Annotated in this window: 20 protein-coding genes; 16 read left to right on the top strand and 4 right to left on the bottom strand. The window is 70.4% G+C overall.

Annotated elements, in window-relative coordinates:
* Positions 1–339 precede the first annotated feature (339 nt).
* The 6 genes from ACZ6WH_RS34430 (at position 340) to ACZ6WH_RS34405 (ending at position 7,547) form a co-directional block, all read left to right on the top strand.
* A complete protein-coding gene (locus tag ACZ6WH_RS34430) occupies positions 340–1,092 on the top strand; it encodes a GntR family transcriptional regulator (protein ID WP_432858443.1) in 753 nt (250 codons plus the stop codon).
* Positions 1,093–1,373: 281 nt separating this feature from the next.
* The gene (locus tag ACZ6WH_RS34425; RefSeq protein WP_469733446.1) at positions 1,374–3,065 is read left to right on the top strand and encodes an APC family permease; all 1,692 of its coding nucleotides are present in this window, start codon (positions 1,374–1,376) and stop codon (positions 3,063–3,065) included.
* 269 nt (positions 3,066–3,334) lie between these two features.
* Positions 3,335–3,514 carry an SPOR domain-containing protein gene (locus tag ACZ6WH_RS34420; RefSeq protein ID WP_030619689.1) on the top strand — a complete coding sequence of 60 codons (180 nt, stop codon included), beginning with the start codon at positions 3,335–3,337 and terminating at the stop codon, positions 3,512–3,514.
* A gap of 51 nt (positions 3,515–3,565) precedes the next feature.
* Positions 3,566–3,976: a (deoxy)nucleoside triphosphate pyrophosphohydrolase gene (locus ACZ6WH_RS34415; RefSeq protein WP_432858450.1), complete on the top strand. Its 411-nt coding sequence runs from the start codon at positions 3,566–3,568 to the stop codon at positions 3,974–3,976.
* A 224-nt stretch (positions 3,977–4,200) separates the two neighbouring features.
* Positions 4,201–4,572: an ATP-binding protein gene (locus tag ACZ6WH_RS34410; protein WP_361564074.1), complete on the top strand. Its 372-nt coding sequence runs from the start codon at positions 4,201–4,203 to the stop codon at positions 4,570–4,572.
* Between the two features lie 290 nt (positions 4,573–4,862).
* A complete protein-coding gene (locus tag ACZ6WH_RS34405) occupies positions 4,863–7,547 on the top strand; it encodes a SpoIIE family protein phosphatase (RefSeq protein ID WP_469733443.1) in 2,685 nt (894 codons plus the stop codon).
* Positions 7,548–7,571: 24 nt separating this feature from the next.
* Here the strand turns inward: ACZ6WH_RS34405 and ACZ6WH_RS34400 are convergent, their stop codons facing one another.
* The 4 genes from ACZ6WH_RS34400 to ACZ6WH_RS34385 all read right to left on the bottom strand — a co-directional run bounded on the left by ACZ6WH_RS34400 (position 7,572) and on the right by ACZ6WH_RS34385 (position 11,517).
* Entirely contained in the window at positions 7,572–8,345 is a 774-nt protein-coding gene (locus ACZ6WH_RS34400; RefSeq protein ID WP_469733441.1) for a succinate dehydrogenase/fumarate reductase iron-sulfur subunit, read from the bottom strand.
* Positions 8,342–10,288 carry a fumarate reductase/succinate dehydrogenase flavoprotein subunit gene (locus ACZ6WH_RS34395; protein ID WP_469733439.1) on the bottom strand — a complete coding sequence of 649 codons (1,947 nt, stop codon included), beginning with the start codon at positions 10,286–10,288 and terminating at the stop codon, positions 8,342–8,344. Before ACZ6WH_RS34395 ends, ACZ6WH_RS34400 begins: the two co-directional genes overlap by 4 nt.
* Before the next feature lie 26 nt (positions 10,289–10,314).
* On the bottom strand, positions 10,315–11,142 hold the full coding sequence (locus ACZ6WH_RS34390; protein WP_361563678.1) for a hypothetical protein: 828 nt from the start codon (positions 11,140–11,142) through the stop codon (positions 10,315–10,317).
* A gap of 63 nt (positions 11,143–11,205) precedes the next feature.
* The gene (locus ACZ6WH_RS34385; protein WP_432858460.1) at positions 11,206–11,517 is read right to left on the bottom strand and encodes a hypothetical protein; all 312 of its coding nucleotides are present in this window, start codon (positions 11,515–11,517) and stop codon (positions 11,206–11,208) included.
* A 306-nt stretch (positions 11,518–11,823) separates the two neighbouring features.
* Between ACZ6WH_RS34385 and ACZ6WH_RS34380 the strand changes: the two genes are divergently transcribed.
* From ACZ6WH_RS34380 to ACZ6WH_RS34335, 10 genes are all read left to right on the top strand, one after another.
* On the top strand, positions 11,824–14,499 hold the full coding sequence (locus ACZ6WH_RS34380) for an ABC transporter substrate-binding protein (protein ID WP_469733436.1): 2,676 nt from the start codon (positions 11,824–11,826) through the stop codon (positions 14,497–14,499).
* 149 nt (positions 14,500–14,648) lie between these two features.
* Entirely contained in the window at positions 14,649–16,556 is a 1,908-nt protein-coding gene (typA, locus tag ACZ6WH_RS34375) for a translational GTPase TypA (protein ID WP_469733434.1), read from the top strand.
* Positions 16,557–17,004: 448 nt separating this feature from the next.
* Positions 17,005–18,633 (top strand): peptide ABC transporter substrate-binding protein, encoded by a 1,629-nt coding sequence (locus ACZ6WH_RS34370; protein WP_469733432.1) that lies wholly within the window; start codon positions 17,005–17,007, stop codon positions 18,631–18,633.
* Between the two features lie 141 nt (positions 18,634–18,774).
* Entirely contained in the window at positions 18,775–19,698 is a 924-nt protein-coding gene (locus ACZ6WH_RS34365; RefSeq protein ID WP_399717973.1) for an ABC transporter permease, read from the top strand.
* 1 nt (position 19,699) lies between these two features.
* Complete coding sequence (locus tag ACZ6WH_RS34360; RefSeq protein ID WP_469733481.1) at positions 19,700–20,611, top strand: ABC transporter permease; 912 nt, start codon at positions 19,700–19,702, stop codon at positions 20,609–20,611.
* Between the two features lie 11 nt (positions 20,612–20,622).
* Complete coding sequence (locus tag ACZ6WH_RS34355) at positions 20,623–21,660, top strand: ABC transporter ATP-binding protein (protein ID WP_469733430.1); 1,038 nt, start codon at positions 20,623–20,625, stop codon at positions 21,658–21,660.
* On the top strand, positions 21,653–22,714 hold the full coding sequence (locus ACZ6WH_RS34350; RefSeq protein ID WP_432858470.1) for an ABC transporter ATP-binding protein: 1,062 nt from the start codon (positions 21,653–21,655) through the stop codon (positions 22,712–22,714). Before ACZ6WH_RS34355 ends, ACZ6WH_RS34350 begins: the two co-directional genes overlap by 8 nt.
* A 210-nt stretch (positions 22,715–22,924) precedes the next feature.
* A complete protein-coding gene (locus ACZ6WH_RS34345) occupies positions 22,925–24,556 on the top strand; it encodes a peptide ABC transporter substrate-binding protein (protein WP_469733428.1) in 1,632 nt (543 codons plus the stop codon).
* Between the two features lie 4 nt (positions 24,557–24,560).
* Positions 24,561–25,484, top strand: coding sequence for an ABC transporter permease (locus ACZ6WH_RS34340; RefSeq protein ID WP_399717954.1), 924 nt, complete (start codon positions 24,561–24,563; stop codon positions 25,482–25,484).
* Complete coding sequence (locus tag ACZ6WH_RS34335; RefSeq protein ID WP_432858475.1) at positions 25,477–26,451, top strand: ABC transporter permease; 975 nt, start codon at positions 25,477–25,479, stop codon at positions 26,449–26,451. The genes ACZ6WH_RS34340 and ACZ6WH_RS34335 overlap by 8 nt, the downstream gene beginning before the upstream one ends.
* Positions 26,452–26,454 lie beyond the last annotated feature (3 nt).

Below are 26,454 nucleotides of genomic sequence, written 5' to 3'. Positions count from 1 at the left end.
CGGAAACCGGCCCGTGCGGTGCGGCCGATCCTCGACGGTCGTGGGGCGGGCACAGGAGGGCCGGATGGTGCGGATGCGTCTGCACTTGCGAGGGGGTGTGCGGATGCATATGCGTAATGAGGGGAGGGAGGGCGCCGGTGACGCGAGGGACGCGCCGATCTCGCGGGCTCACGAGGGGTGTCGGCGCCCGGCCGAGGCGTGCGCCGGGGCGCGCGGGACCCCACTCGTATGCCTGCTGAGCTGCGTTTCATCACATCGGGTGAATAAGTGGCCCAGGCTTGCGGGTGGCAACGGTGGGTTGCCACGCTGTTGCTGACTGTCAAGCCCTTGGGAGGGCATGTGCCTTTCGGTGAGCAGCCCGCGTACCTTCGCGTCGCCGGTGACCTGCGTCAGAAGATCGTCGACGGCGTGCTGCCGCCGCACACTCGCCTCCCGTCACAGGCCCGCATCCGCGAGGAGTACGGCGTTTCGGACACCGTCGCGCTGGAGGCGCGCAAGGTGCTGATGGCCGAAGGGCTGGTGGAGGGCCGCTCGGGATCGGGCACCTACGTCCGGGAGCGCCCCGCCCAGCGCCGCGTCGCCCGCGCCGGCTACCGCACCGGGGCCGGCGCGACGCCGTTCCGCCAGGAGCAGTCGGACGAGAAGATCAAGGGCACCTGGGAGTCCAGCAGCGAGCAGGACGAGGCGAGCGAGGCCGTCGCCGACCGGCTGCGCATCAGGCCGGGCGAGCGGGTCATGCGCACCCACTACCTCTTCCGTACCGAGGGTGAGCCGACGATGCTCTCCACCTCCTGGGAGCCGCTGGAGGTGACCGGGCGGACCCCCGTGATGCTGCCCGAGGAGGGGCCGCTGGCCGGGCGCGGGGTGGTCGAGCGGATGGCCGCCATCGATCTGATCGTTGACAACGTCGTCGAGGAGGTCGGGGCGCGGCCGGGGCTGGCCGAGGAGGCCATGGCGCTGGGCGGGGTTCCCGGGCATACGGTCCTGGTCGTCTCGCGGACGTACTACGCGGGCGGTCGCCCCGTGGAGACCGCCGACGTGGTCATGCTCGCCGACCGGCACCGGGTCGCGTACCACCTGCCCGTGAAGTGAGTCCGGCCCGCCGGTGAGCAGGGCCGGCGGCAGGCGTCGCGATGCGCCGGAATGCCCAACTTCCGCCGCTCACCGTGCGTACCGGCACGTAACCTCCCACTCCGGCGGCCCTTCTGTGGCTATTTGTCCGTATTTGCCGGGTGGAAGGTGATGTTGAAAAACTCACACCCCCTCAGTGAGCAGGGGTATTTGACCCTTCCTTGGATTCCGATCTTCCGTTTCGCTTTTACGATGGCGAAGTTTGTGCACGGCCGTGGGGGAAGATCAGGAGACCAAGCACGTTGAGCACGCCGAAGACCTCGAGCGCGGAGCAGGGCTCCTCCTCGAACTACCGCAGGTCCCTCGGGACCATCGCCCTGACGGCCACGGGACTTGGGTCGATCATCGGCTCGGGCTGGCTGTTCGGGGCCGAGCGGGCCGCCGCCATCGCCGGCCCCGCCGCCATCCTGGCCTGGGTCATCGGCGCGGTCGTCGCCCTCACCATCGCCCTCACCTACAGCGAGCTGGGCGCGATGTTCCCCAAGGCCGGCGGCATGGTCCGGTACGGCCAGTACTCGCACGGCTCGCTGGCCGGCTATCTGGCCGCCTGGGCCAACTGGATCGCGATCGTCTCCGTCATCCCCGGTGAGGCGACCGCCTCCGTCCAGTACATGAGCTCCTGGGACTTCGGCTGGGCGCAGGGCCTGTACGACGGTAAGGAGCTCACCGGCTCCGGCGTCGCGTTCGCCAGCGTGCTGCTGGTCTTCTACTTCTTCCTGAACTGGTTCGCGATCACGCTGTTTGCGAAGACCAACACCGCGATCACGGTCTTCAAGGTCGTCGTCCCGATCATGACCGCGGGCGCGCTCATGCTGGCGCACTTCGACACCAGCAACGTGAAGCAGTTCGGCGGCTTCGCCCCGAACGGCTGGAGCGCGGTCTTCACCGCCGTCGCCCTCTCCGGCATCGTCTGGGCCTACAACGGCTTCCAGTCCCCGCTGAACATGGCGGCCGAGGCGCGCAACCCGGGCAAGTCGCTGCCCAAGGCGGTCATCCTCTCCATCGTGATCGCGCTGGTCATCTACCTGGCGCTCCAGGTCGCCTTCCTGATGGGCGTCCCGGCCCAGGACCTGTCCAAGGCCGGCAGCTGGGCCGGGCTCGGCTTCAACTCCCCGCTCGCCGACCTCTCGCTCGCCTGGGGTCTGAACTGGCTGGCGATGCTGCTGTACGCGGACGCCTTCATCTCCCCGTCCGGCACCGGCATGATCTACGCCGCCACCACCTCGCGCATGATCCACGGCGTGCAGGAGAACGGCCACCTGCCCGGCATCTTCGGCAAGGTCGACAAGAAGACCGGTGTGCCGCGTCCGGCCCTGGTCCTCAACCTGGTCATCGCGTTCCTGTTCCTCGCGGTCTTCCGCGGCTGGGGCTCGCTCGCCGAGATCGTCTCCATCGCGACGGTCATCTCCTACATCACCGGCCCCGTCGCCGTGATGTCGCTGCGCCGCCTCTCGCCCGACCTGCGCCGCCCGGTGCAGCTGCGTGCCATGCCCGTCATCGCGCCGATCGCGATGGTCTTCGGCTCGCTGGTCCTGTACTGGGGCCGCTGGCCGCTCACCGGCAAGGTCATCCTGATCATGGCCGTCGGCCTGCCGGTCTGGGCCTGGTACGAGCTGCGCAAGCCGTGGGCCGAGCTGAAGCCGCACCTGAAGGCCGGCTCCTGGATGGTGGCGTACCTCCTGGTGATGGCCGCGGTGTCGTACTGCGGCGGCACGGAGTTCGGCGGCCGCGGCTTCATCCCGCAGGGCGTGGACCTCGCCGTCGTCGTGGTGATCGCCCTGGCGTTCTACTACTGGGGCGTCCGCAGCTCCTGGCGCAACCCCTCGCTCGTGGCGGCCGAGACCGAGGCGCTGGCCGCCGCCGAGCGGGACGCGGCCACCGACGGTGACGGCGAGGGCCGCGGCCCGGCCGAGAAGGTCGGCGCCGGCGCCTGATCCGCCGCCCGCACACCGCCCGGCCGCCCGGCACCTCCTCGGTGCCGGGCGGCCGTCGTGCGTGGGTCTTCCGGGCCGTCCGTCCGTGGTGCGAGAGACGCCTGTTATCGCATGTGGACGGTGGCATGGCCGGTTCGGTGTCTCTTTGTGCAAAGACGTATCCGTTGCGTGAAGGTCGGGCGTAGGCTCGGGCATATGCGGAACGGGTTTTCGGTGTTAGTGCAGGACGGGCGCGCCACCGCGCGCAGGACGGCGGACGGAGGAGCGCGATGACCGACAGTGGCGTCGTACTGCCGTGGCTGGTCATCCGCGAGGACGACAACGGCAACCGCTACCGCGTCGGCCGGTATGCCACGCGCGCGGAGGCGGAACAGGTCGCCGACCGGCTCGACGACCGTGGACACCAGCGGCTCTACGTGGTCGAGCGGGTCGACCGCGCCACCGCCTGAGGCCGCAGGGCCCGGGGAGGAAGGGGAGCGGGGCCGCATAAGCTGCGGCGCATGAGTGCGGTACGCGTGGTGGTGGGCGGAGCGGTGCTGGACCGGGGTCGGCTGCTGGCCGCGCGGCGGAGTGCGCCGCCGGAGCTGGCCGGCCGCTGGGAGCTGCCCGGCGGCAAGGTCGAGGAGGGCGAGACGCCCGAGCAGGCGCTCGTGCGGGAGCTGCGCGAGGAGCTGGGCGTGGCGGTGGAACCGCTGGCGCGCATCCCGGGGGAGTGGCCGCTGAAGCCCGGACTGGTGCTCCAGGTGTGGACCGTACGGCTGGTCTCCGGCACTCCGCGGCCGTTGCAGGACCACGATGTGCTGCGCTGGCTGGCGCCCGGTGAGGAGGGGGCGGTGGACTGGCTGGACCAGGACCGGCCGGCCGTGGCGGAGGCCGTGCGCAGGCTCACGAGGCAGGGGGCGCTCGGCTGATCGGCTACGCCGTTCGCGCCACGATGCACCGCGATGACCCTCTTGGGGCGATAACCCGGCCCTGATATCGGGTATGTGCTGATTAACCCCCCTCAAAATGTACAAAACCGCCGGGGGAGCATCGGGCTGGGGAAGTGATCGGCGTGAGCGACAGCGCAGCGGCAGGGCCCCCGGGGTCTCCTGCGTCGCAGGCCCGCCGCCTCGGTACGGCCGCGGTCCCCCCGATCGCGGAGTGGAGCTTTCCCGCCGAGCCGGGCGTGGTCCGTACGGCCCGCGCCATGGTCCGCGAGACGCTGCACGACTGGGATCTGGAGCCGGCGGTGGACGTGGCCGTCCTCCTGGTCAGCGAACTGGTGACGAACTCCCTGCGGTACGCCAGCGGGCCGATCGGCGTACGCATCGTCCGGCTGCGCGGGGGCGACCTCCTCGTGGAGGTGTCCGACCCGCTGCCCGACCCGCCCCGCGAGCGCACGGCGGCCCCCGACGACGAGGGCGGCCGGGGGCTGCAGCTGGTGGCATGCAGCGCCCGTCGTTGGGGCACCCGACGGGGCAGGAGCGGTAAGACGGTGTGGTTCGAGCTCGCCGAGACCGGCTGAGGCACGCCGGACGGCCGCGCCCCCTGCGGTCCGTGGGCAGAAATCACTGCTTCGTGCCTGGTGGGGAGGTTGGAGCGCACCGTGGCTGGTTATGAGTCAGGGTGGGTCACGATCGTTGCGAATTCATCGAGATCTTGTCGATGACCTGCGATCGAGACTGTGCTGTGATCGTGAAGACCGTGTTCCGGATAGCCGTGTTGCTGGATACTCGGCCTGTCCGGTCCGGGCACGATGAGCTGGAGGGGACGGGGCTCGTGAGCGAGATGTCAGCGGGTGAGGAACACCCTGCGATGAGGGATGGGTCGGACCGTACGGCTGTACCGGACGGTCCGCCGGTCTGGCAGAGCAGCGCGCCCGGATCGATCTATGACTACATCCGTGTCGCGTCCTTCGCCCTCGGGCCCGACGGCCGCATCGAGCAGTGGAGCCGCCGCGCCGCCGACATGCTGGGCATCCCCGCCAAGGACGCCATCGGCCAGGACCCCGTGGAGGCCTTCGTCCCGCGCGAGCTGCGCGACGCCGGCCACCGCACGGTCAGCGAGATCCTCGACGGCCGCGAGTGGACCGGCCTGGTGCCCTACCGCACGGGCTCGGAAGCCCCCGTCGACGGCCTCGCCGAGATCTACGTCATGCCGTCCGAGACCGGCAGCGGCGAGCGCGCCGCGGTCTGTCTCGTCGTGGACGTGCGGGCGCTGCGCGGCATCGAGACCGATCTGGCCGCCGCGCAGGCGGTTTTCGGACAGTCCCCCATAGGCTTCATGCTCTTCGGCACGGACCTGCGGCTGCGCCGGGTCAACGAGCGCTTCGCCACCGTCTTCGGCGGCACGCCGAACAGCTTCTGCGGCGCGGCGCCCGAGGACTACCTCCCCCGCCCCGAGGCCGACCGGCTCAACGCCGCGCTCCGCAGGGTCCTGGAGACCGGTGAGCCGGTCGCCGAGATGCAACTGGTCGGCACCCCGCACGGCGAGGAGGAGCGCCGCCGCTGGTCGGTGTCGCTGTACCGGCTGCACAGCGCCAGCGGCCGCCCCATCGGCGTCGCCGCGCTCGCCTCCGACGTCACCGGGCGCCGCCGCGCCGAGCGGGAGGCCGCCAACGCCCGCCGGAACCTCGCGCTGCTGAACGAGGCCGGGGCGCGGATAGGCAACTCCCTGGACCTGGAGACCACCGCGCGCACGCTCCTGGACGTCGCGGTACCGCAGTTCTGCGACCTGGCCTCGGTCGACCTCTACCAAGGGCTGCTGGCCGGGGACGAGGCGCCGCCCGGCATGACCGACGGCAGCGCGGAGCTGCGCCGGGTCGCCTTCGCCAGCGCCGTGTCGGACGGGCCGCTGCCCCAGGGCGGCAGCGGCGGCGTGCCCGGCGGGGACGCGGCGGACGACGACGGCACGGTCGCGGTCGGCGCGGTGCACCGCTTCCCCTTCAACTCCCCCTGCGCGGGCGCGCTCCGTACCGCCCAGGCACAGATCATCCCGGGCCGGGAGACCGACGAGCGGCCCGAACTGGGCAGCGCCGTCGTGCACTCCACGCTCGCCGTGCCCATGGTCGCCCGGGACACCGTCGTCGGCCTGGTGCAGTTCTCCCGTACGAAGGGCAGCGAGTCCTTCGGCGAGCGGGACACCGCCCTCGCCGTGGAGCTGGCCGCGCGCGCCGCCGTCTGCATCGACAACGCCCGGCTGTACCGCCGCGAGCACGAGCGCGCCCTGATCCTCCAGCGCAGCCTGCTGCCGCCCGGCGACCCCGAGGCGGCGGGCCTGGACATCGCCTGCCGGTATCTGCCCGGTACGACCGCCACCGAGGTCGGCGGCGACTGGTTCGACGTCATCGAGCTGCCCGGCCACCGCACGGCGCTGGTCGTCGGCGACGTCATGGGCCGCGGCCTGCGCGCCGCGGTCGCCATGGGCGAACTCCGTACGGCGGTACGTACCTTGGCCCTGCTGGACCTGGAGCCCGCCGAGGTGCTCTCGGCGCTCGACGAGATCGCGCGCGGGCTCGGCGCCACGGGCAGCGGGGCGCGCTCGGGCCCGCGGGGGCGCGGAGCCGCGGGCGACGCCGGACCGGACGCGGGCTCCGGGACCGGCGCGGAGGCCGGAGCGCAGGCGGGCGCGGGCGCCCATGTGGGCTCCCGGCGCACCGACCGCGCCGCCGACCTCTCCGAGGTCTACCTCGCCACGTGCGTGTACGCCGTCTACGACCCGGTCACCCGGCGCTGTACGTTCGCCAACGCCGGCCATCTGCCGCCCGTCCTGGTGGAGGAGGGCGAGGACGCCCTGCTTCTCGACGTACCGCCCGGCATGCCGCTGGGCGTCGGCGGCGAGCCCTTCGAGGAGACCGAGGTCGAGCTGCCGGACGGGGCGCTGCTCGCCCTGTACACCGACGGTCTGGTCGAGTCCCGGGACCATCCGCTCGACGAGGGGCTGCAGGCGTTCCGCGCGGCCCTGTCGGCGGCGGGCCGGCCGCTGGAGGACGCCTGCGACCACGTGCTCTCCGCGCTGGACACCCGGCACGGCGAGGACGACATCGCGCTGCTGATGGCCCGGGTGCAGGGCCTGCCCAAGGACGCGGTGGGCGACTGGAGCCTCGCGCCCGAGGCCCGTTCGGTCGCCCGCGCCCGCGAACTGGCCCGCGACCAGCTCACCGACTGGGGCCTGGAAGCCCTGGTCGACACGACGGAGCTGCTGGTCAGCGAGCTGGTCACCAATGCGCTGCGGCACGGCCACGGCGACATCCGGCTCCGCCTGCTGCTGGACCGCACCCTGGTCTGCGAGGTCTGGGACGCCGATCTCGCCCAGCCGCGGCGGCGCCGCGCGCGGGACACCGACGAGGGCGGCCGCGGCCTGCAGCTGGTCGGCCTCCTCAGCCGGGGCTGGGGCAGCCGCCGCACACCCCGAGGGAAGACCGTCTGGTTCGAGCTGGACCTGCCCGACGGCGACACCGAGCCGGTGGACCCGGCGGACGCGCTGCTCAGCCTGTTCTGAGCAGCGCGCCCCGCGCCGGGGACGTCACCCCGAGCGGCGCCGACGGATCGTCTTCCCCAGCCAGACCAGCGGGTCGTACTTGCGGTCCACGGCCCGCTCCTTGAGGGGGATCAGCGCGTTGTCGGTGATCCGGATGTGCTCGGGGCAGACCTCGGTGCAGCACTTGGTGATGTTGCAGTAGCCCAGGCCGTGCGTCTCCTGCGCGGCACGCTTGCGGTCCAGTCCCTCGCCGGCCGCGGCGTCCAGCGGGTGCATGTCCAGCTCGGCGACGCGCATCAGGAAGCGGGGACCGGCGAACGCCTCCTTGTTCTCCTCGTGGTCACGGACGACGTGGCAGGTGTCCTGGCAGAGGAAGCACTCGATGCACTTGCGGAACTCCTGCGCGCGCCCCACGTCCTCCTGCTGCATCCGGTACTCGCCGGGCTTGAGGTCGGCGGGCGGGACGAACGCCGGCACCTCGCGGGCCTTGGCGTAGTTGAAGGAGACGTCCGTGACCAGGTCGCGGATGACGGGGAAGGCCCGCATGGGGGTGACGGTGACGGTCTCCGCGCGGTCGAAGACCGACATCCGCGTCATGCACAGCAGCCGCGGCCGGCCGTTGATCTCCGCGCTGCACGAACCGCACTTGCCGGCCTTGCAGTTCCAGCGCACCGCCAGGTCCGGGGCCTGGGTCGCCTGCAGCCGGTGGATGATGTCCAGCACCACCTCGCCCTCGTTCACCGTGACGGTGAAGTCGCCGAGGCTGCCGCCCGCCGCGTCCCCCCGCCACACCCTGAAGTGCGCGTCGTACGAACTCACGAGCTCAGCTCCTCGTCCGTCAGGTACTTCGCCAGTTCGTCCCGCTCGAACAGCTCCATGAGGTCGCCCCGGATCGGCGGCATGTCCCGGCGGTCCAGGTGGATGTGGGCCAGCGCGGGATCCTCGGGCAGCCCGGGCCGGCCGTCGGTCGTGGCCAGCCGGCACAGCAGGTTGACCCGGCGCCAGCGGCGGTCCATCTCGGGGTGGTCGTCCCGGGTGTGACCGCCCCGGCTCTCCTTGCGCTCCAGCGCGGCCCGCGCCACGCACTCGCTGACCAGCAGCATGTTCCGCAGGTCCAGCGAGAGGTGCCAGCCCGGGTTGTACTGCCGGTGGCCCTCGACCCCGGCCCGCCGGGCCCGTACCCGCAGGTCCGCCAGCTTCTCCAGCGCCTGCTCCATCTCCGGCTCCCGCCGGATGATGCCGACCAGGTCGTTCATCGCCTGCTGGAGTTCCTGGTGCAGGGTGTACGGGTTCTCCGCCGGGCCCCCGGCGGAGGGGGTGCCCGAGCCCTCCGCGCTGAACGGCCGCAACGCCTCCGCCTCGGCGGCCCCGGTCTCCAGCGGGTCCACGGCGGGCCGCTCGCCGGCTGCCAGCGCCGCGGCGTACTCCGCTGCGTACATCCCGGCCCGCCGCCCGAAGACGAGCAGGTCGGAGAGGGAGTTGCCGCCCAGCCGGTTGGAGCCGTGCATGCCGCCGGCCACCTCGCCCGCGGCGAAGAGGCCGGGGACGCCGGTCGCCGCCGCGGTGTCCGGGTCGACGTCCACGCCGCCCATGACGTAGTGGCAGGTCGGCCCGACCTCCATCGCCTCCGCCGTGATGTCCACGTCCGCCAGCTCCTTGAACTGGTGGTGCATGGACGGCAGCCGGCGCCGGATCACGTCGGCCGGCATGCGGGTGGAGACGTCCAGGAACACGCCGCCGTGCGGGGATCCGCGGCCCGCCTTGACCTCGGCGTTGATGGCCCGCGCGACCTCGTCGCGGGGCAGCAGCTCGGGCGGGCGGCGGTTGGTGTCCGGGTCCTCGTACCAGCGGTCGCCCTCGTCCTCGGACTGCGCGTACTTCTCCTTGAAGACGTCCGGGACGTAGTCGAACATGAAGCGCTTGCCGTCGCTGTTGCGCAGCACCCCGCCGTCGCCGCGGACCGACTCGGTGACGAGGATGCCCTTCACCGACGGGGGCCAGACCATGCCGGTGGGGTGGAACTGCACGAACTCCATGTTGACCAGCGGTGCCCCGGCGAGCAGCGCCAGCGCGTGCCCGTCCCCGGTGTACTCCCAGGAGTTGGAGGTCACCTTGAAGGACTTGCCGATGCCGCCGGTGGCCAGCACCACGGCGGGGGCCTCCAGGATGAAGAACCGGCCCGACTCGCGTTCGTAGCAGAACGTTCCGGCGACCCGGTCATCCTCCTTGAGCACCCGGGTGACCGTGCACTCCTGGAAGACCTTCAGGCGCGCGTCGTACGCGCCGTGGTCCCGCTCGTCCTCCTGCTGCAGCGAGACGATCTTCTGCTGGAGGGTGCGGATCAGCTCCAGCCCCGTACGGTCGCCGACGTGGGCGAGGCGCGGATACTCGTGCCCGCCGAAGTTGCGCTGCGAGATGCGGCCGTCCGGGGTGCGGTCGAAGAGCGCGCCCCAGGTCTCCAGCTCCCAGACCCGGTCCGGGGCCTCCCGCGCGTGCAGCTCGGCCATCCGCCAGTGGTTCAGGAACTTCCCGCCGCGCATGGTGTCGCGGAAGTGGACCTTCCAGTTGTCGCCCTCGTTGACGTTGCCCATGCTGGCGGCGATGCCGCCCTCGGCCATGACCGTATGGGCCTTGCCGAACAGGGACTTGCAGATGACGGCCGTCCGCATGCCCTGCTCGCGGGCCTCGATGGCGGCCCGCAGGCCGGCGCCGCCGGCGCCCACCACGACCACGTCCCAGGCCTGCCGTTCGACTTGCGTCATGAAAATGCGCACCCTTCCTGGGAGCTCTAGAAGAACCGCGGATCGTCGAAGGCCCCGACGGACAGCAGATAGACGTAGAAGTCGGCGGCGGCCACGCTGATCAGCGAGGCCCAGGCCAGCACCGCGTGCCGGGCGTTCAGCCGGCTCACCCAGCCCCACATCCGGTACCGCACCGGATGCTTGGAGAAGTGCTTCAGACGCCCGCCGACGATGTGCCGGCAGGAGTGGCAGGAGAGGGTGTACGCCCAGATCAGGGCGATGTTCACGAGGAAGATCAGGGAGCCGAGGCCCATATGGCCCCAGGCGTAGCTCTCGTCGCGGAAGGCGAGCGCGGTGTCGTACGTCAGCACGCCCGCGACGAGCAGCGCCGCGTAGAAGAAGTACCGGTGGATGTTCTGCAGGATCAGCGGGAGACGGGTCTCGCCGCTGTACTTCTTGTGCGGCTCGGCGACCGCGCACGCCGGGGGCGAGGCCCAGAAGCCGCGGTAGTAGGCCTTGCGGTAGTAGTAGCAGGTCAGCCGGAAGCCCAGCGGGAAGATCAGGATCAGCAGCGCGGGGGACAGGCCCCACCAGCCGCCGAACAGCTCCCAGTTGGGGCCGCCGCGCATGGTCTCGCAGTTCTCCGCGAGACAGGGGGAGTAGAAGGGCGAGACGTAGGGCGCGTGGTAGTAGTCGGCGTTCGCGAACGCCCGCCAGGTCGAGTACACGATGAACGCGAGCAGTCCGGCTGCGGTGCCCGCCGGATAGAGCCACCAGCGCTCGGTGCGCAGGTGGCGGGCGGGGATGGCGGCGCGAGCGGGACCGTGCACCCCGCTCGCGCCGGTTGTCCTTGAAGGTTCGGTACCTGTGGCCAACGTCAGACTCCGTGAGCGGTTGACGGATCGGGGGGAGGGGGCGCCCGGGCACGAGCGGGGTGCCTACGGGGCCCGGCGGTCGCGTGCGCCCAGCCCCTCGTCCTCGGCGTCGGTCCACAGGGAGGCGTCGTACGGCGCGTCGGGGATGGTGACCATGTCGGACACCGCGCGTCCCGCGGTCGGCGCGGGACGGTCGGCGGAGTCGGGAGCGGTCTGGGCGCGCAGCAGTTCGAGGCTTTCGCGCAGGTGCTCGGTGTCGCTGCGGACCCGGCGGATCTCCAGCCCGCCGCCGACCCGCTGCTCCAGGCGCCCGACCGAGCGGACCAGGTCCTCCAGGCTGCGCTGCACAGCCGTCAGATCATCGTGCAAGGACATGACGAGCCCTCACTTCCGAGGGTGCGGTCGGCAATCTCATGCGCCTGCGAGTGTCGCGCGTCACAGTCGCGGTTGGGAAGGGATAGGGCCGTATTCCGGGTCACGATGGCGCATAGGGGAGCACCGCCGGTCGGCCCGCGCCCCATTGGGCCGACCGGGTGGCCTTGGGAAGTGCGGCCGCCGTGTCGCCGCCCCACGCCCCGCGCCGTCGTTTTCAGTGGACGGGCCATAGGTGTGATGAGCCGCAAAGTCGGCCGAATGTGATCAGCGGCGGCGGCGCCGCGCGGGCGAGCCCGGAGGTAACAGATGACCGACGACAGCGGACCGCGCGGCATCCAGGGCGGCCGGGCGGCGGGCCGCGGGCGCCGCCGGGTGGCACTCCTCACGGCGGGCGCGCTGCTCCCGCTGCCCCTGATGGCCGGCTGCGGCGGGGACGACGAGCCGGCCGCGGCCGGGGCCGGCAGCCAGGACATCGCCCCCGCCGCCGCGGCGACGCTGCGTGACGGCGGGACGGTCCGGTGGGCCGTGGACGAGCTGCCCGGTACCTTCAACGCCTTCCAGGCCGACGCCGGGCAGGGCACCGACACCGTGGCGGGCGCGGTCCTCCCCGCGCTGTTCACCGTGGACGCCAACGGCGCACCACAGCGCAACGCGGACTATCTGAAGGCCGCCGAGGTCACTCAGCGCGAGCCGAAGCAGATCGTGAAGTACACGCTCGATCCCGAGGCGCGGTGGAGCGACGGGCGGCGGATCTCCGCGGCCGACTTCGCCGCCCAGTGGAAGGCGCTGCGCGGCGAGAACGCCGCGTACTGGACCGCCCGCAACGCCGGCTACGACCGGATCGAGAAGGTCACGGCCGGGAAGTCCGGCGAGGTCGAGGTGGTCTTCGCCCGGCCGTACGCCGACTGGCCGTCGCTCTTCACCCCGCTGTACCCGAAGAGCGTGATGGGCAGCCCGGCGGCGTTCAACGACGGCGCGCGCTCCCGGCTCGCGGTCTCCGCCGGGCCGTTCCGGGTACGGACGAAGGACGGCCGGAAGGACACCCTCTCCCTCGTACGGAACACGAAGTGGTGGGGCGGCCGGGCCCGGCTGAAGAAGATCGTGCTCACCGAGGTGCCCGCGGCGAAGCGGGCGAAGGCGCTGGCCGAGGGCCGGATCGATGTCGCGGACGTCGACCGCGGCACCGCCAAGGAGATCACCACGGCGCGCGGCACGAACCAGCAGGCCGCCGTCGGGGACGACGCCCCGCGCGGCGCCGTCTCCTCCGACGCGCTGCGCCACCAGGCGCAGGCCCGCGGCAGCGAGTCCGAGCGCGCGGCGGAGCAGGAGCGCCGCGCGGAGGCGGCCGCGGCCGCCGCGCGCCGCGCCCACCTGCGCGACTACACCGTCCACCGCGCCCTCTCGCCGTCCTTCACCCAGCTCGCCCTCAACGGCAGCACGGGGCCGCTCACCGACGAGCGGGTCCGCCGCGCGGTGGCCCGTGCCATCGACCGCACGGCGCTGGCGAAGGAGGTGCTGGGCCCGCTCCGGCTGCCCGCCGCGCCGGTCGGCAGCCACCTGCTGCTCGCCGGGCAGCCCGGGTACCGCGACAACAGCGGCGCGCTGGGCGGCCAGGACACCGACGCGGCCCAGGCCCTGCTGGCCGACGCGGGCTGGCGGATGCCGGAGGCCGGCGGCGGGGAGAAGACCGACGCGCAGCCGGGCGAGCGGGAGGCGGGCCGGGGCCGGACCGACGCGGACACCGGCCGGTCCGACGGCGAGAACGGGCAGCCGGGCCCCCAGAACGGGGCCGGCCGGCCGCACAGCGGCCCCGGCCGCGCCGGCGCCGACCGGCCCGCCGCGACGGCCCCCGTCACGCTCACCACGCTGACCGGCGCCGGCTCGGCGGGCGTCCAGCGGGCCGCCCTGCTGCGGCAGAGCGCGGCGCTGTACGACGTGGCGGCGCGTGCGGAGCGGCGGCGCGCCCTGGGCGACCGCGGTTCGGCCGCGTACGCCGCGTACGAGCGGGCGAGCGGCCGCGCCGCGGACGCCTGGGACGAGGCCGACGTCCTGGCGGAGGCCGCCCGGCAGCAGACGACCGCGCTCGCGGCGGGCTGGGACGACACCAAGCCCGGGGCCGGCGGGGACGACGTCGCCGGCACCGGCCCGGCCGGCCCGCTCAGCGTCGTCCAGGCCCGCGAGGCCGCGGCCGCCGCCGAGCGGAACCGGCTCGCGGCGGACGCGGAGCGTACGGACCGGGAGCACGCCCAGGCCGCCGAGGACGAGAAGGCGCCCGCGGAGGAGCGGGCCGTCCGGGCCGGGATGGACGTCCCGGGCGCCGCGGACGCGCCCGGAGGGGAGGCCGGGGACAAGGACGGCAAGGGGTCCGGGGACAAGGACGGCAAGGCCGCCGAGCACGGCCGGCAGGCGCGCGGCCACGACGACGCGGCGGCCGGCCGGAGCGCCGTCTTCGTGAAGAAGGACGGCCGGCCGCTGATGCTGCGCTTCGTCCTGCCCGACGGCCCCGGCACGGCCCAGCTGCGGACGGTCGCCGACCGGATCTCGGAAATGCTCCTGAAGATCGGCGTACGGACGACCGTCCAGAAGGTGGCCGACAAGAGCTACTTCCAGGACCACATCGCGTCCGGCGACTACGACCTGGCGCTCTACTCCTGGCCGGGCAGCGCCTACCCGGCGACCGACGCCCGGCCCATCTACGCCAAGCCCCGGCCCGCCGCGGACGGCTCGCTCACCGTCGAGCAGAACTACACCCGGGTCGGCACCGACCGGATCGACCAGCTCTTCGACCAGGCATCCGCCGAGCTGGACCCCGAGGCGGCGCGGGATCTCGTCGCCCAGGCGGACCAGCGGATCTGGGCCGCCGCCGGGTCGGTCCCGCTGTACCGCCGGCCACAGCTCGTCGCGGCCAGGTCCGATCTGGCCAATGTCGGCGCCTTTGGCTTCGCGACACCCAGGTACCAGGACATCGGATACAAGAAGTAGCAGGTCAGCACGGGTGCGAACGGGCTGGGGCGGCTGTTGCCGCGCCAGCCCCGTACCATGGGGTGAGGCCGTGGCGTGATGATGCCCGGCGGGCGCGCGTGCCGGACCGTACGCGCCGTCATCCACAATCCGGGAGAAGCGCCGCAAGTATGCCCACGCGCCACGACATTCGTAACGTCGCCATCGTCGCCCACGTCGACCACGGCAAGACCACCCTTGTCGACGCCATGCTCAAGCAGGCGGGAGCCTTCGCCGCGCACGCCGCCGAGAACCTCGACGAGCGCATGATGGACTCCAACGACCTGGAGCGTGAGAAGGGCATCACGATCCTCGCCAAGAACACGGCGGTGAAGTATCACCCCAAGAGCGGCGGGGACCCGATCACGATCAACATCATCGACACCCCCGGCCACGCCGACTTCGGCGGTGAGGTCGAGCGCGGTCTGTCGATGGTCGACGCGGTCGTCCTCCTCGTGGACGCCTCCGAGGGCCCGCTGCCGCAGACCCGCTTCGTGCTGCGCAAGGCGCTGGCCGCGAAGATGCCGGTCATCCTGTGCATCAACAAGACCGACCGGCCGGACTCCCGGATCGCCGAGGTCGTCGACGAGACCTACGACCTCTTCCTGGACCTGGACGCGGACGAGGACCAGATCGAGTTCCCGATCGTCTACGCCTGCGCCCGTGACGGCGTCGCCTCGCTGACCAAGCCGGAGGACGGCACCGTCCCGTCCGACAGCACCAACCTGGAGCCGTTCTTCACCACGCTCCTGGACACCGTTCCGGCCCCCGAGTACGACGAGGCCGCGCCGCTGCAGGCCCACGTCACCAACCTCGACGCGGACAACTTCCTCGGCCGTATCGCGCTGCTCCGCGTCGAGCAGGGCGAGCTGCGCAAGGGCCAGACCGTCGCGTGGATGAAGCGCGACGGGTCGGTCCAGAGCGTGCGCATCACCGAGCTGATGATGACCGAGGCGCTCACCCGCAAGCCGGCCGAGGTGGCGGGCCCCGGTGACATCTGCGCCGTCGCCGGTATCCCCGACATCATGATCGGCGAGACGCTGGCCGACCCGGAGAACCCGGTCGCGCTGCCGCTGATCACGGTCGACGAGCCCGCGATCTCGATGACCATCGGCACGAACACCTCGCCGCTGGTCGGCCGCGGCGGCACCGGCAAGGGCGCGGACGCCAAGGCCGCGGTCAAGGACCGCAAGGTCACCGCGCGCCAGGTGAAGGACCGCCTGGAGCGCGAGCTGATCGGTAACGTCTCGCTGCGCGTGCTGGACACCGAGCGCCCCGACGCCTGGGAGGTGCAGGGCCGCGGTGAGCTGGCGCTGGCCATCCTGGTCGAGCAGATGCGCCGCGAGGGCTTCGAGATGACCATCGGCAAGCCGCAGGTGGTCACCAAGGAGGTCGACGGCAAGACCTACGAGCCGACCGAGCGCATGACCATCGACGTGCCCGAGGAGCACATGGGCGCGGTCACGCAGCTCATGGGTGTCCGCAAGGGCCGGATGGACAACATGTCCAACCACGGCTCCGGCTGGGTCCGCATGGAGTTCATCGTGCCCTCCCGCGGTCTGATCGGCTTCCGTACGGAGTTCCTGACCAACACCCGCGGTACGGGCATCGCGCACTCGATCCACGAGGGCCACGAGCCGTGGTTCGGCACGCTGACGACCCGTAACAACGGCTCGCTGGTCGCCGACCGCTCCGGCTCGGTCACCGCCTTCGCGATGACCAACCTCCAGGAGCGCGGCGTGCTCTTCACCGAGCCCGGCACCGAGGTGTACGAGGGCATGATCGTCGGCGAGAACAGCCGCGCCGACGACATGGACGTCAACATCACCAAGGAGAAGAAGCTCACCAACATGCGCTCCTCCTCCGCCGACTCCTTCGAGGCGATCGTGCCGCCGCGCAAGCTCTCCCTGGAGCAGTCGCTGGAGTTCTGCCGCGACGACGAGTGCGTCGAGGTGACCCCGGAGGCCGTGCGTATCCGCAAGGTGAACCTGGACGCCCGCGAGCGCGCCCGCGCCGCCTCCCGCGCCAAGCACAACTGACGCCCGCAGGGCCCCAGTAGAGCGACGGAGCGCCCCGCCGGACTTCCTGTCCGGCGGGGCGCTTTCGTGCGCGGAGAGGGTCACTTACCGCACATGCTTGGTGACGTCAAGACGCCGCGGGTCGTCCACCACCCCGCCGGGCGTCCGGAAAATGGACACAAGGGAACCGCCGGTCGGCGGGAGGTCCGATTTTTGCCCGTCTGGATGGATTGGTTTGTCCGGATTCCGAACGAGGCTCACCGCGATGTGACCAAAAAGTAACCACTAACTCGTGGCTTATGGGGCGAACGTGACTGAGGATGGGGGCTATTGAGCTCGGGTCAATGGGTCACGCGCTGTGAAAGGCGCCGACTCACGAGCATCGGGGGCTGGTCGCGCGCTGTCAGGGGTGTCAGCGGACGACCGGCTCCTTTCCATGTCAAGAATGGACTCATGAGGAGGCAGTCCCATGCGCGGTGCCAGAAGCGCCACTTGGGTCGCAGGAGCGATAGCCGTGGCCCTGGGGGTTTCGGCGTGCGGCGGCAGCAGCGACAGCGCGGGCTCGGAAGCCGGCGTCGTACGGGCCGCGTGGGGCGACCCGCAGAACCCGCTGGAGCCGGCCAACACCACTGAGGTGCAGGGCGGCAAGGTCCTCGACATGATCTTCGCCAACCTGAAGAGCTACGACCCGAAGACCGGCGAGGCCCACAACGACTCCGCCGAGTCCATCGACACCAAGGACCAGCAGACCTTCACCATCAAGGTGAAGAAGGGCCTGAAGTTCTCCAACGGCGAGACCGTCACCGCCAAGTCCTTCGTGGACGCCTGGAATTACGGCGCGCTCGCCACCAACCAGCAGAAGAACAGCTACTTCTTCTCCGACATCGAGGGCTACGACAAGGTCGCGCCGGCCGAGGGCAAGCCGACCGCCAAGACCCTCTCCGGGCTGAAGGTCGTCGACGACCACACCTTCACCGTCAAGCTCACCCAGAAGATGTCGACCTGGCCGACGCGCCTGGGCTACAAGGCCTTCGCGCCGCTGCCCGAGAAGTTCTTCACCGACCACAAGGGCTACCTCGACAAGCCCGTCGGCAACGGCCCGTACAAGGTCGACTCGTACTCCAAGGGCTCGCAGATGAAGCTCGTGCCGAACCCGGAGTACAAGGGCGCCGACAAGCCGAAGAACAAGGGCGTCCTGCTCAAGGTCTACACGGACTCCAACACCGCGTACTCCGACCTGCAGGCCGGCAACCTCGACGTGCTCGACAGCCTGCCCGCCGAGCAGATCAAGAACGCCAAGACCGACCTGCAGGGCAACTACGTCTCGCAGCCGGCCGGCATCGTGCAGACCGTCAGCTTCCCGCTGGACAAGGGCGCCTGGAGCAAGAAGGGGATGGAGAAGGTCCGCAAGGGCATCTCCATGGCGATCGACCGCAAGACGATCACCGAGAAGATCTACCACGGCACCCGCACCCCGGCGACCGACCTCACCTCCCCGGTGCTCGGCGACGCCAACGGCTACTCCAAGGACATCTGCGGCGACGCCTGCGCCTACAACCCGACCGAGGCCAAGAAGCTCATCAAGGAGGGCGGCGGCCTTCCCGGCGGGAAGATGACCATCAGCTACAACGCGGACAAGGACTCCCACAAGGAGTGGGTGGACGCGGTCTGCAACAGCGTCAACAAGGTGCTGGGCGACGACAAGGCGTGCGTGGGCAACCCCGTGGGCACCTTCGCCGACTTCCGTACCCAGATCACCAAGGGTGAGATGACCAGCGGCTTCCGCGCCGGCTGGCAGATGGACTACCCGCAGATCGAGAACTTCCTGACCCCGCTGTACGGCACCGGTGCCTCCTCCAACGACTCGCACTGGAGCAACAAGGAGTTCGACGGTCTCCTGAAGAAGGCCGCGGCCGAGCCCGACACCAAGAAGGCCACCAAGACCTACCAGGACGCCGAGAAGCTGGTCCTGGACGACATGGTCGCCATCCCGCTCTGGTACCAGAACGGCGTCGCCGGCTGGTCCCAGAACGTCTCCGACGTGACGCTCGACCCCTTCAGCGTGCCGGTCTTCTCCGACATCAAGGTCAAGGGCTGACCCGTCCGACGCATGAGCCCCTGAGCGGGGCCCAGTCATTCCGACCGCTCACGGCGGCAGGGGACAGCCGGCCACCCGCGGCCTCTCTCAGGAGGCCGCGGGCCCGGCCGTGCCCGCGTCGGCGCATATCTGGAGGACCACATGGGGCGCTACGTCGTGCGACGACTGCTCCAGATGGTGCCCGTCTTCATCGGCACCACTTTCCTGATCTTCGTCATGGTCTACGCGCTCGGCGACCCCGTCGCGGCCATGTTCGGAGACCGGACCCCCGACCCGGCCACCGCCGCCCAGATCCGGGAGTCCCTGCACCTGAACGACCCGCTGTGGAGCCAGTACCTGCAGTACATGGCGGGCATCTTCCAGGGTGACTTCGGCACCGCCTTCAACGGCCGTCCCGTCATCGAGCTGATGGGGGACGCCTTCCCCAACACCATCCAGCTCACCCTGGTCGCCTTCGCCATCGAACTGGTGGTGGGCGTCACGCTCGGCGTCATCGCCGGCATGCGCCGCGGCCGCCTGATCGACACCGGCGTGCTGGTGCTCACGCTGATCGTGATCTCCATCCCGACCTTCGTCACCGGCTACCTGCTGCAGTACTTCGTCGGCGTGAAGTGGGGCCTCGCCTCCCCGTCGGTCTCCGCCGACGTGCGGTTCGACGAACTGATCCTGCCCGGCATCGTCCTCGCGGGCGTCTCGCTGGCGTACGTGGCCCGGCTGACCCGTACGTCCATCGCGGAGAACATCCGCTCCGACTACATCCGCACCGCCACCGCCAAGGGCCTGCCGCGCCGCCGCGTGATCAGCGTGCACCTGCTGCGCAACTCCCTGATCCCGGTCGTCACCTTCCTCGGCACCGACATCGGCGGCCTGATGGCCGGCGCCATCGTCACCGAGCGGATCTTCAACCTCCAGGGCGTCGGCTACCAGCTCTACCAGGGCATCCTGCGGCAGAACGCGCCGACCGTGGTCGGCTTCGTGACCGTGCTCGTGGTCGTCTTCCTCGCCGCCAACCTGCTCGTCGACCTGCTCTACGCGGTCCTGGACCCGAGGATCCGGTATGCCTGAGATGACCAAGACCCCCGCGGAGGCGCTCGCCGGACCGGCGGCCGAGCCCGCGCCGGCACAGGCCGACAAGGCCCGCTCCCTCTGGGGCGACGCCTGGCGGGATCTGCGGCGCAACCCGATCTTCTACATCTCCGCCGTACTGATCCTCTTCCTGGTCGTCGTCTCGATCTGGCCGAGCATCATGACGAGCACCAGCCCGTACGCCTGCGACGTGTCCAAGTCGGCGCAGGGCGCGGCCCCCGGCCACCCCTTCGGCTTCGACAAGCAGGGCTGCGACGTCTACGCGCGTACGGTCCACGGCGCCCGCGCCTCCGTCACCGTCGGCATCTGCACCACCCTGCTCGCCGCCGTCATCGGCTGCGTCATGGGCGGCCTCGCCGGCTTCTTCGGCGGCTGGTGGGACGCGCTGCTGTCCCGGATCGGCGACATCTTCTTCGGCATCCCGATCCTGCTCGGCGGCATCGTCTTCCTGTCCGTCGTCAAGGGCGGCTCGATCTTCACCGTCGTGCTGCTGATGGCCGTGCTCGGCTGGCCGCAGATCGCCCGTATCGCGCGCGGCGCGGTGATCACCGCCAAGCAGCAGGACTACGTGCAGGCGGCCCGTGCGCTGGGCGCTTCGACCCCGCGCATGCTGCTCCGGCACATCGCCCCGAACGCCCTCGCGCCGGTCATCGTCGTGGCGACCATCGCGCTCGGTACGTACATCTCGCTGGAGGCCACCCTGTCGTTCCTCGGCGTCGGCCTGAAGCCGCCGACGGTCTCCTGGGGCATCGACATCTCCCAGGCCGCCACCCAGATCCGCAACGCCCCGCACACCCTGCTGTACCCGGCAGGTGCGCTGTCGCTTACGGTGCTGGCGTTCATCATGCTCGGCGACGCGGTGCGCGACGCCCTCGACCCCAAGCTGCGCTGAGGGAGGCGTACGTGACCACCACCGAGAAGACCGCGGCCGTTCCCGAGCCGCGGACGCCGGAAGCGGCCGGAACGCCGCTGCTCCAGGTCCGTGACCTGCACGTGGAGTTCCACACCCGGGACGGCGTCGTGAAGGCCGTCAACGGCGTCAACTACAGCGTCAGCGCCGGCGAGACGCTCGCCGTGCTGGGCGAGTCCGGCTCCGGCAAGTCCGTGACAGCGCAGGCGATCATGGGCATCCTCGACATGCCGCCGGCGAAGATCCCGCGGGGCGAGATCCTCTTCCGCGGCCAGGACATGCTGACCATGTCCGGCGAGCAGCGCCGCAAGATCCGCGGCGCGAAGATCGCCATGATCTTCCAGGACGCGCTGTCCTCGCTGAACCCGGTGCTCTCCGTCGGCTACCAGCTCGGCGAGATGTTCCGTGTCCACCAGGGCCTGTCCAAGAAGGACGCCAAGGCCAAGGCCATCGAGCTGATGGACAAGGTCAAGATCCCGGCGGCGAGGAACCGGGTGGGGGACTACCCGCACCAGTTCTCCGGCGGTATGCGCCAGCGCATCATGATCGCCATGGCGCTGGCCCTGGAGCCGGACCTGATCATCGCCGACGAGCCCACCACGGCCCTCGACGTGACGGTCCAGGCCCAGGTCATGGACCTGCTCGCGGAGCTCCAGCGCGAGTACAACATGGGCCTGATCCTGATCACCCACGACCTCGGCGTGGTCGCCGACGTCGCCGACAAGATCGCGGTGATGTACGCCGGCCGGATCGTCGAGAACGCTCCCGTGCGCGAGCTGTACAAGAACCCCGCGCACCCGTACACCCGCGGTCTGCTGGACTCCATCCCGCGCCTGGACCAGAAGGGCCAGGAGCTGTACGCGATCAAGGGGCTGCCGCCCAACCTGCTGAACATCCCCGGCGGCTGCGCCTTCCACCCGCGCTGCCCCAAGGCCCAGGACGTCTGCCGTACGGAGATCCCGGCCCTGGTCACGGTCGCCGACGACCGCGGCAGCGCGTGCCACTTCTGGAAGGAGACGCTCCATGGCTGAGCAGTCCGCCGAGCAGGCCGCGGGCGGCCGCGAGCCCATCCTCCAGGTCCGCAACCTGGTCAAGCACTTCCCCCTCACGCAGGGCGTGCTGTTCAAGAAGCAGGTCGGCGCGGTCAAGGCGGTCGACGGGATCTCCTTCGACCTGTACCGGGGCGAGACGCTGGGCATCGTCGGCGAGTCCGGCTGCGGCAAGTCCACCGTCGCCAAGCTGCTGATGAACCTGGAGCGGGCCACCGCGGGCGAGGTCTTCTACAAGGGCGAGGACATCACCAAGCTGTCCGGGCGTGCCCTGAAGGCCGTCCGCCGCAACATCCAGATGGTCTTCCAGGACCCCTACACCTCGCTGAACCCGCGCATGACGGTCGGCGACATCATCGGCGAGCCCTTCGACATCCACCCCGAGGTGGCGCCCAAGGGCGACCGGCGGCGCAAGGTCCAGGAGCTGCTGGACGTGGTCGGCCTCAACCCCGAGTACGTCAACCGCTACCCGCACCAGTTCTCCGGCGGCCAGCGCCAGCGCATCGGCATCGCCCGCGGCCTCGCGCTCAACCCGGAGATCATCATCTGCGACGAGCCGGTCTCCGCGCTGGACGTCTCGGTCCAGGCCCAGGTCATCAACCTGATGGAGAAGCTCCAGGACGAGTACGAACTCTCCTACCTCTTCATCGCCCACGACCTCTCCATCGTCCGGCACATCTCCGACCGCGTCGGCGTGATGTACCTGGGCCGGATGGCCGAGATCGGCACCGACGAGGAGATCTACGAGCACCCGACGCACCCCTACACCCAGGCGCTCCTCTCGGCCGTCCCGGTCCCCGACCCGGAGGTCAGCGGCGCCCGCGAGCGCATCATCCTCAGCGGCGACGTCCCCTCCCCGGCCAACCCGCCCTCCGGCTGCCGCTTCCGCACCCGCTGCTGGAAAGCCCAGGACAAGTGCGCCGAGGAAACCCCCCTCCTCGCCGTCCCCGAGGTCTTCAAGGCCACCGGCTCCCCGGCCGCCCACGAGTCGGCCTGCCACTTCGCGGAAGAAAAGGACGTGGTCGGGGCGGCCTGACCCCCTACCCGCCCGTCGAAGGCGCCCGAAGCATCCGTGCCCCGGGCGCCTTCGCCGTTCGTGCCTCCGCCCGCCATGCGCGTGGCCGTGCTCCCGCATTCGGGCGGTTTCCCGGAAGCGTGCGGCTCGTACGGCCGTGACAGAAGTGCGGTGTCATCCCTTGTGCGTTCTTATATGGCCTACGTACCTATTGGTCGGAGGAGGCACCGGATGCGTGGAGCCACCCGTGCGAAGTGGGCGGTGGGAACGGTGGCGGTCGCTCTCGTGGCGACGGCGTGTGGTGGCGGGGGTGGCGGCGGTGGTGGTGACGGGAAGGGGGTGCTCAGCTCGTCGTGGGGGGATCCGCAGAATCCGCTGGAGCCGGCCAATACCAATGAGGTGCAGGGCGGCAAGGTCCTGGACATGGTTTTCCGGGGGCTGAAGCGGTACGACCCGAAGACCGGCGAGGCCAAGGACATGCTCGCCCAGCAGATCGAGACCGATGACCAGCAGAACTACACGGTCACGATCAAGAAGGGGTGGAAGTTCAGCAACGGGGAGCCGGTCACGGCGCAGTCGTTCGTGGATGCGTGGAATTACGGGGCCAATCTGGAGAACAATCAGAAGAACGCCTATTTCTTCGGGTATATCGACGGGTATGAGAAGGTCCATCCCGAGAGCGGGAAGCCGAGTGCGAAGACTCTCTCCGGGTTGAAGGTCAAGAACGACACCACCTTCACCGTGGCGCTCAATCAGAAGTTCTCCACATGGCCGCAGACGCTGGGGTACCCGGCGTTCGCTCCGCTGCCGCGGGCGTTTTTCAAGGATCATGACGGGTGGTTGAAGAAGCCGGTCGGGAACGGGCCGTACAAGATCGAGTCGTACGACAAGGGCTCGGCCATGAAGCTCCGGAAGTGGAGCAAGTACAAGGGGCCCGACAAGGCCGAGAACGGTGGCGTGGATCTGCGGGTCTACACCGACAACAACACCGCTTACACCGATCTGCAGGCCGGGAATCTGGATCTCACCGACGACATTCCGGCCGCGCAGTTGAAGAACGCCGAGGCGGACCTCGGCGATCGGTACATCAATCAGCCCGCGGGAATCATTCAGACCCTGACCTTCCCCATGTACGACCCGAAGTGGGGGACGCGGAAGATGGCCAAGGTGCGGCAGGGGCTGTCCATGGCGATCGACCGCAAGACGATCACCAAACAGATCTTCCAGAACACCCGCACCCCGGCCACCGACTGGACCTCCCCGGTGCTCAAGGCGGACGGCGGCTACAAGGCGGGCCTGTGCGGGGAGGCGTGCCAGTACAAGCCGGCCGAGGCGCGCAAGCTCATCAAGGAGGGCGGCGGGCTGCCCGGTGGCAAGGTCACCGTCACGTACAACGCCGACACCGGCTCGCACAAGGACTGGGTCGACGCGCTCTGCAACAGCGTCAACAAGGTGCTGAAGGACGACAAGGCGTGTGTGGGCAATCCGGTGGGGACCTTTGCCGACTACCGGAATCAGATCACGGCTAAGAAGATGAAGGGGCCGTTCCGGGCCGGGTGGCAGATGGACTATCCGCTCATCCAGAACTTCCTCCAGCCGATGTACTACACCGATGCCTCCTCCAATGACGGCAAGTACAGCAACAAGACGTTCGACAAGCTGGTCGACGAGGCGAATGCCGAGCCCGACCAGCAGGCGGCGGTGAAGAAGTTCCAGGACGCGCAGCGGGTCCTGGTCAAGGACATGCCGGTGATCCCGCTCTGGTACCAGAACGGCAGCGGGGGATATACGGACCGGCTGAGCAACGTCCGGCTGAATCAGTTCAGCGTGCCCGTCTACGAGCAGATCAAGGTCGGCAGCTGACCCCATGGGACGCTATGTCATCCGGCGGCTGCTCCAGATGATCCCGGTGTTCATCGGCAGCACGTTCCTGATCTTCTTCATGGTGTACGCGCTCGGGGACCCGGTCGCCGCGATGTTCGGCGACCGCGCCCCCGACCCCGCCACCGCGGCGCGGATCCGCGAGGAACTCCTCCTCGACCAGCCGCTGTGGAAGCAGTACCTGCACTACATGGGCCAGATCTTCCGCGGGGACTTCGGCACCGCCTTCAACGGGCAGCCGGTCACCGAGCTGATGGGCACCGCCTTCCCCGTCACCCTGCGGCTGACCCTGGTCGCCATCGTCATCGAGATCGTCGTCGGCATCACGCTGGGGGTGCTGAGCGGGCTGCGCCGCGGGCGCGCGCTGGACACCTCGGTGCTCGTCTTCACGCTCGTCGTGGTGTCCATTCCGACCTTCGTCAGCGGTTATGTGCTGCAGTTCCTGCTCGGCGTGAAGTGGGGGTGGGTGACGCCGACCGTCTCCACCGACGCGTACCTGACCGAGCTGCTGCTGCCCGGTGTGGTGCTCGCGCTGGTCTCGCTCGCGTACGTCACCCGGCTGACCCGCACCTCGCTGGCCGAGAACGCCCGCGCCGACTACGTACGGACGGCCGTCGCCAAGGGCCTGCCGCGCCGCCGGGTCGTCACCCGCCATCTGCTGCGCAACTCCCTGATCCCGGTGATCACCTTCATCGGCACCGACATCGGCCAGCTGATGGGCGGCGCCATCGTCACCGAGCGGATCTTCAACATCCACGGCGTCGGCTTCCAGCTCTACCAGGGCATCCTGCGGCAGAACTCGCCCACCGTCGTCGGCTTCGTCACCGTCCTCGTACTGGTCTTCCTCTTCGCCAACCTCGTCGTCGACCTGCTGTACGCCGTACTCGACCCGAGGATCCGCTATGCCTGACGCTTACGTGCCCAAAGAGGCGGTCACGCACGGGGACGGCGCCACCACCGCCCTGGCGATGGCCGAGGCCGAGACCCTGGAGGGCGGCCGGAACGGGCGGGGCGGCGGGCGCCCCGACGGCAGGCCCCGCAGCCTGTGGGGCGACGCCTGGCGCGACCTGCGGCGCAATCCCGTCTTCCTCATCTCCGCGCTGATCATCCTCTTCCTCGTCGTGATCGCGATCTGGCCGCAGCTGATCACCGACGGGAACCCGTACCGCGCGGACCTCGCCAAGGCCCAGGAGGGCTCGGCCCCCGGCCACCCCTTCGGCTTCGACACCCAGGGCCGGGACGTCTACACCCGTACCGTCTACGGGGCGCGCGCCTCCATCACCGTCGGCGTCTGCGCCACCGCCGGCGCCGCGCTCCTCGGCAGCCTCCTCGGCGGCCTCGCGGGCTTCTTCGGCGGCTGGTGGGACGCGCTGCTCTCCCGGCTCGCCGACATCTTCTTCGGCATCCCCGTACTGCTGGGCGGCCTGGTCTTCCTCTCGGTGGTCACCAGCAAGACGGTCTGGCCGGTGGTCGGCTTCATCGTGCTGCTCGGCTGGCCGCAGATCGCCCGGATCGCCCGCGGCTCCGTCGTCACCGCCAAGCAGAACGACTACGTCCAGGCCGCGCGGGCGCTCGGCGCCTCCAACGGCCGGATGCTGCTGCGGCACATCGCGCCGAACGCGGTGGCCCCCGTAATCGTCGTCGCCACCATCGCGCTGGGCACCTACATCTCCCTGGAGGCCACGCTGTCCTACCTCGGCGCGGGCCTGAAGCCGCCCAACGTCTCCTGGGGCATCGACATCTCCACCGCCTCCACCTACATCCGCAACGCGCCGCACATGCTGCTGTATCCGGCGGGCGCGCTGTCGATCACGGTGCTGGCGTTCATCATGCTCGGCGACGCGGTGCGCGACGCCCTCGACCCCAAGCTGCGCTGAGGA

The sequence above is a fragment of the Streptomyces sp. NPDC050806 genome (assembly GCF_055586425.1).
This window is presented reverse-complemented; position numbering and strand designations above follow the sequence as displayed.

Coding starts and splice junctions, on each gene's coding strand:
- ACZ6WH_RS34420 (WP_030619689.1), top strand. CDS start 3,335: ATGACCGACAGTGGCGTCGTACTGCCGTGGCTGGTCATCCGCGAGGAC.
- ACZ6WH_RS34415 (WP_432858450.1), top strand. CDS start 3,566: ATGAGTGCGGTACGCGTGGTGGTGGGCGGAGCGGTGCTGGACCGGGGT.
- ACZ6WH_RS34405 (WP_469733443.1), top strand. CDS start 4,863: ATGAGGGATGGGTCGGACCGTACGGCTGTACCGGACGGTCCGCCGGTC.
- ACZ6WH_RS34395 (WP_469733439.1), bottom strand. CDS start 10,288: ATGACGCAAGTCGAACGGCAGGCCTGGGACGTGGTCGTGGTGGGCGCC.
- ACZ6WH_RS34385 (WP_432858460.1), bottom strand. CDS start 11,517: ATGTCCTTGCACGATGATCTGACGGCTGTGCAGCGCAGCCTGGAGGAC.
- ACZ6WH_RS34380 (WP_469733436.1), top strand. CDS start 11,824: ATGACCGACGACAGCGGACCGCGCGGCATCCAGGGCGGCCGGGCGGCG.
- typA (WP_469733434.1), top strand. CDS start 14,649: ATGCCCACGCGCCACGACATTCGTAACGTCGCCATCGTCGCCCACGTC.
- ACZ6WH_RS34370 (WP_469733432.1), top strand. CDS start 17,005: ATGCGCGGTGCCAGAAGCGCCACTTGGGTCGCAGGAGCGATAGCCGTG.
- ACZ6WH_RS34365 (WP_399717973.1), top strand. CDS start 18,775: ATGGGGCGCTACGTCGTGCGACGACTGCTCCAGATGGTGCCCGTCTTC.
- ACZ6WH_RS34360 (WP_469733481.1), top strand. CDS start 19,700: ATGACCAAGACCCCCGCGGAGGCGCTCGCCGGACCGGCGGCCGAGCCC.
- ACZ6WH_RS34350 (WP_432858470.1), top strand. CDS start 21,653: ATGGCTGAGCAGTCCGCCGAGCAGGCCGCGGGCGGCCGCGAGCCCATC.
- ACZ6WH_RS34345 (WP_469733428.1), top strand. CDS start 22,925: ATGCGTGGAGCCACCCGTGCGAAGTGGGCGGTGGGAACGGTGGCGGTC.
- ACZ6WH_RS34340 (WP_399717954.1), top strand. CDS start 24,561: ATGGGACGCTATGTCATCCGGCGGCTGCTCCAGATGATCCCGGTGTTC.
- ACZ6WH_RS34335 (WP_432858475.1), top strand. CDS start 25,477: ATGCCTGACGCTTACGTGCCCAAAGAGGCGGTCACGCACGGGGACGGC.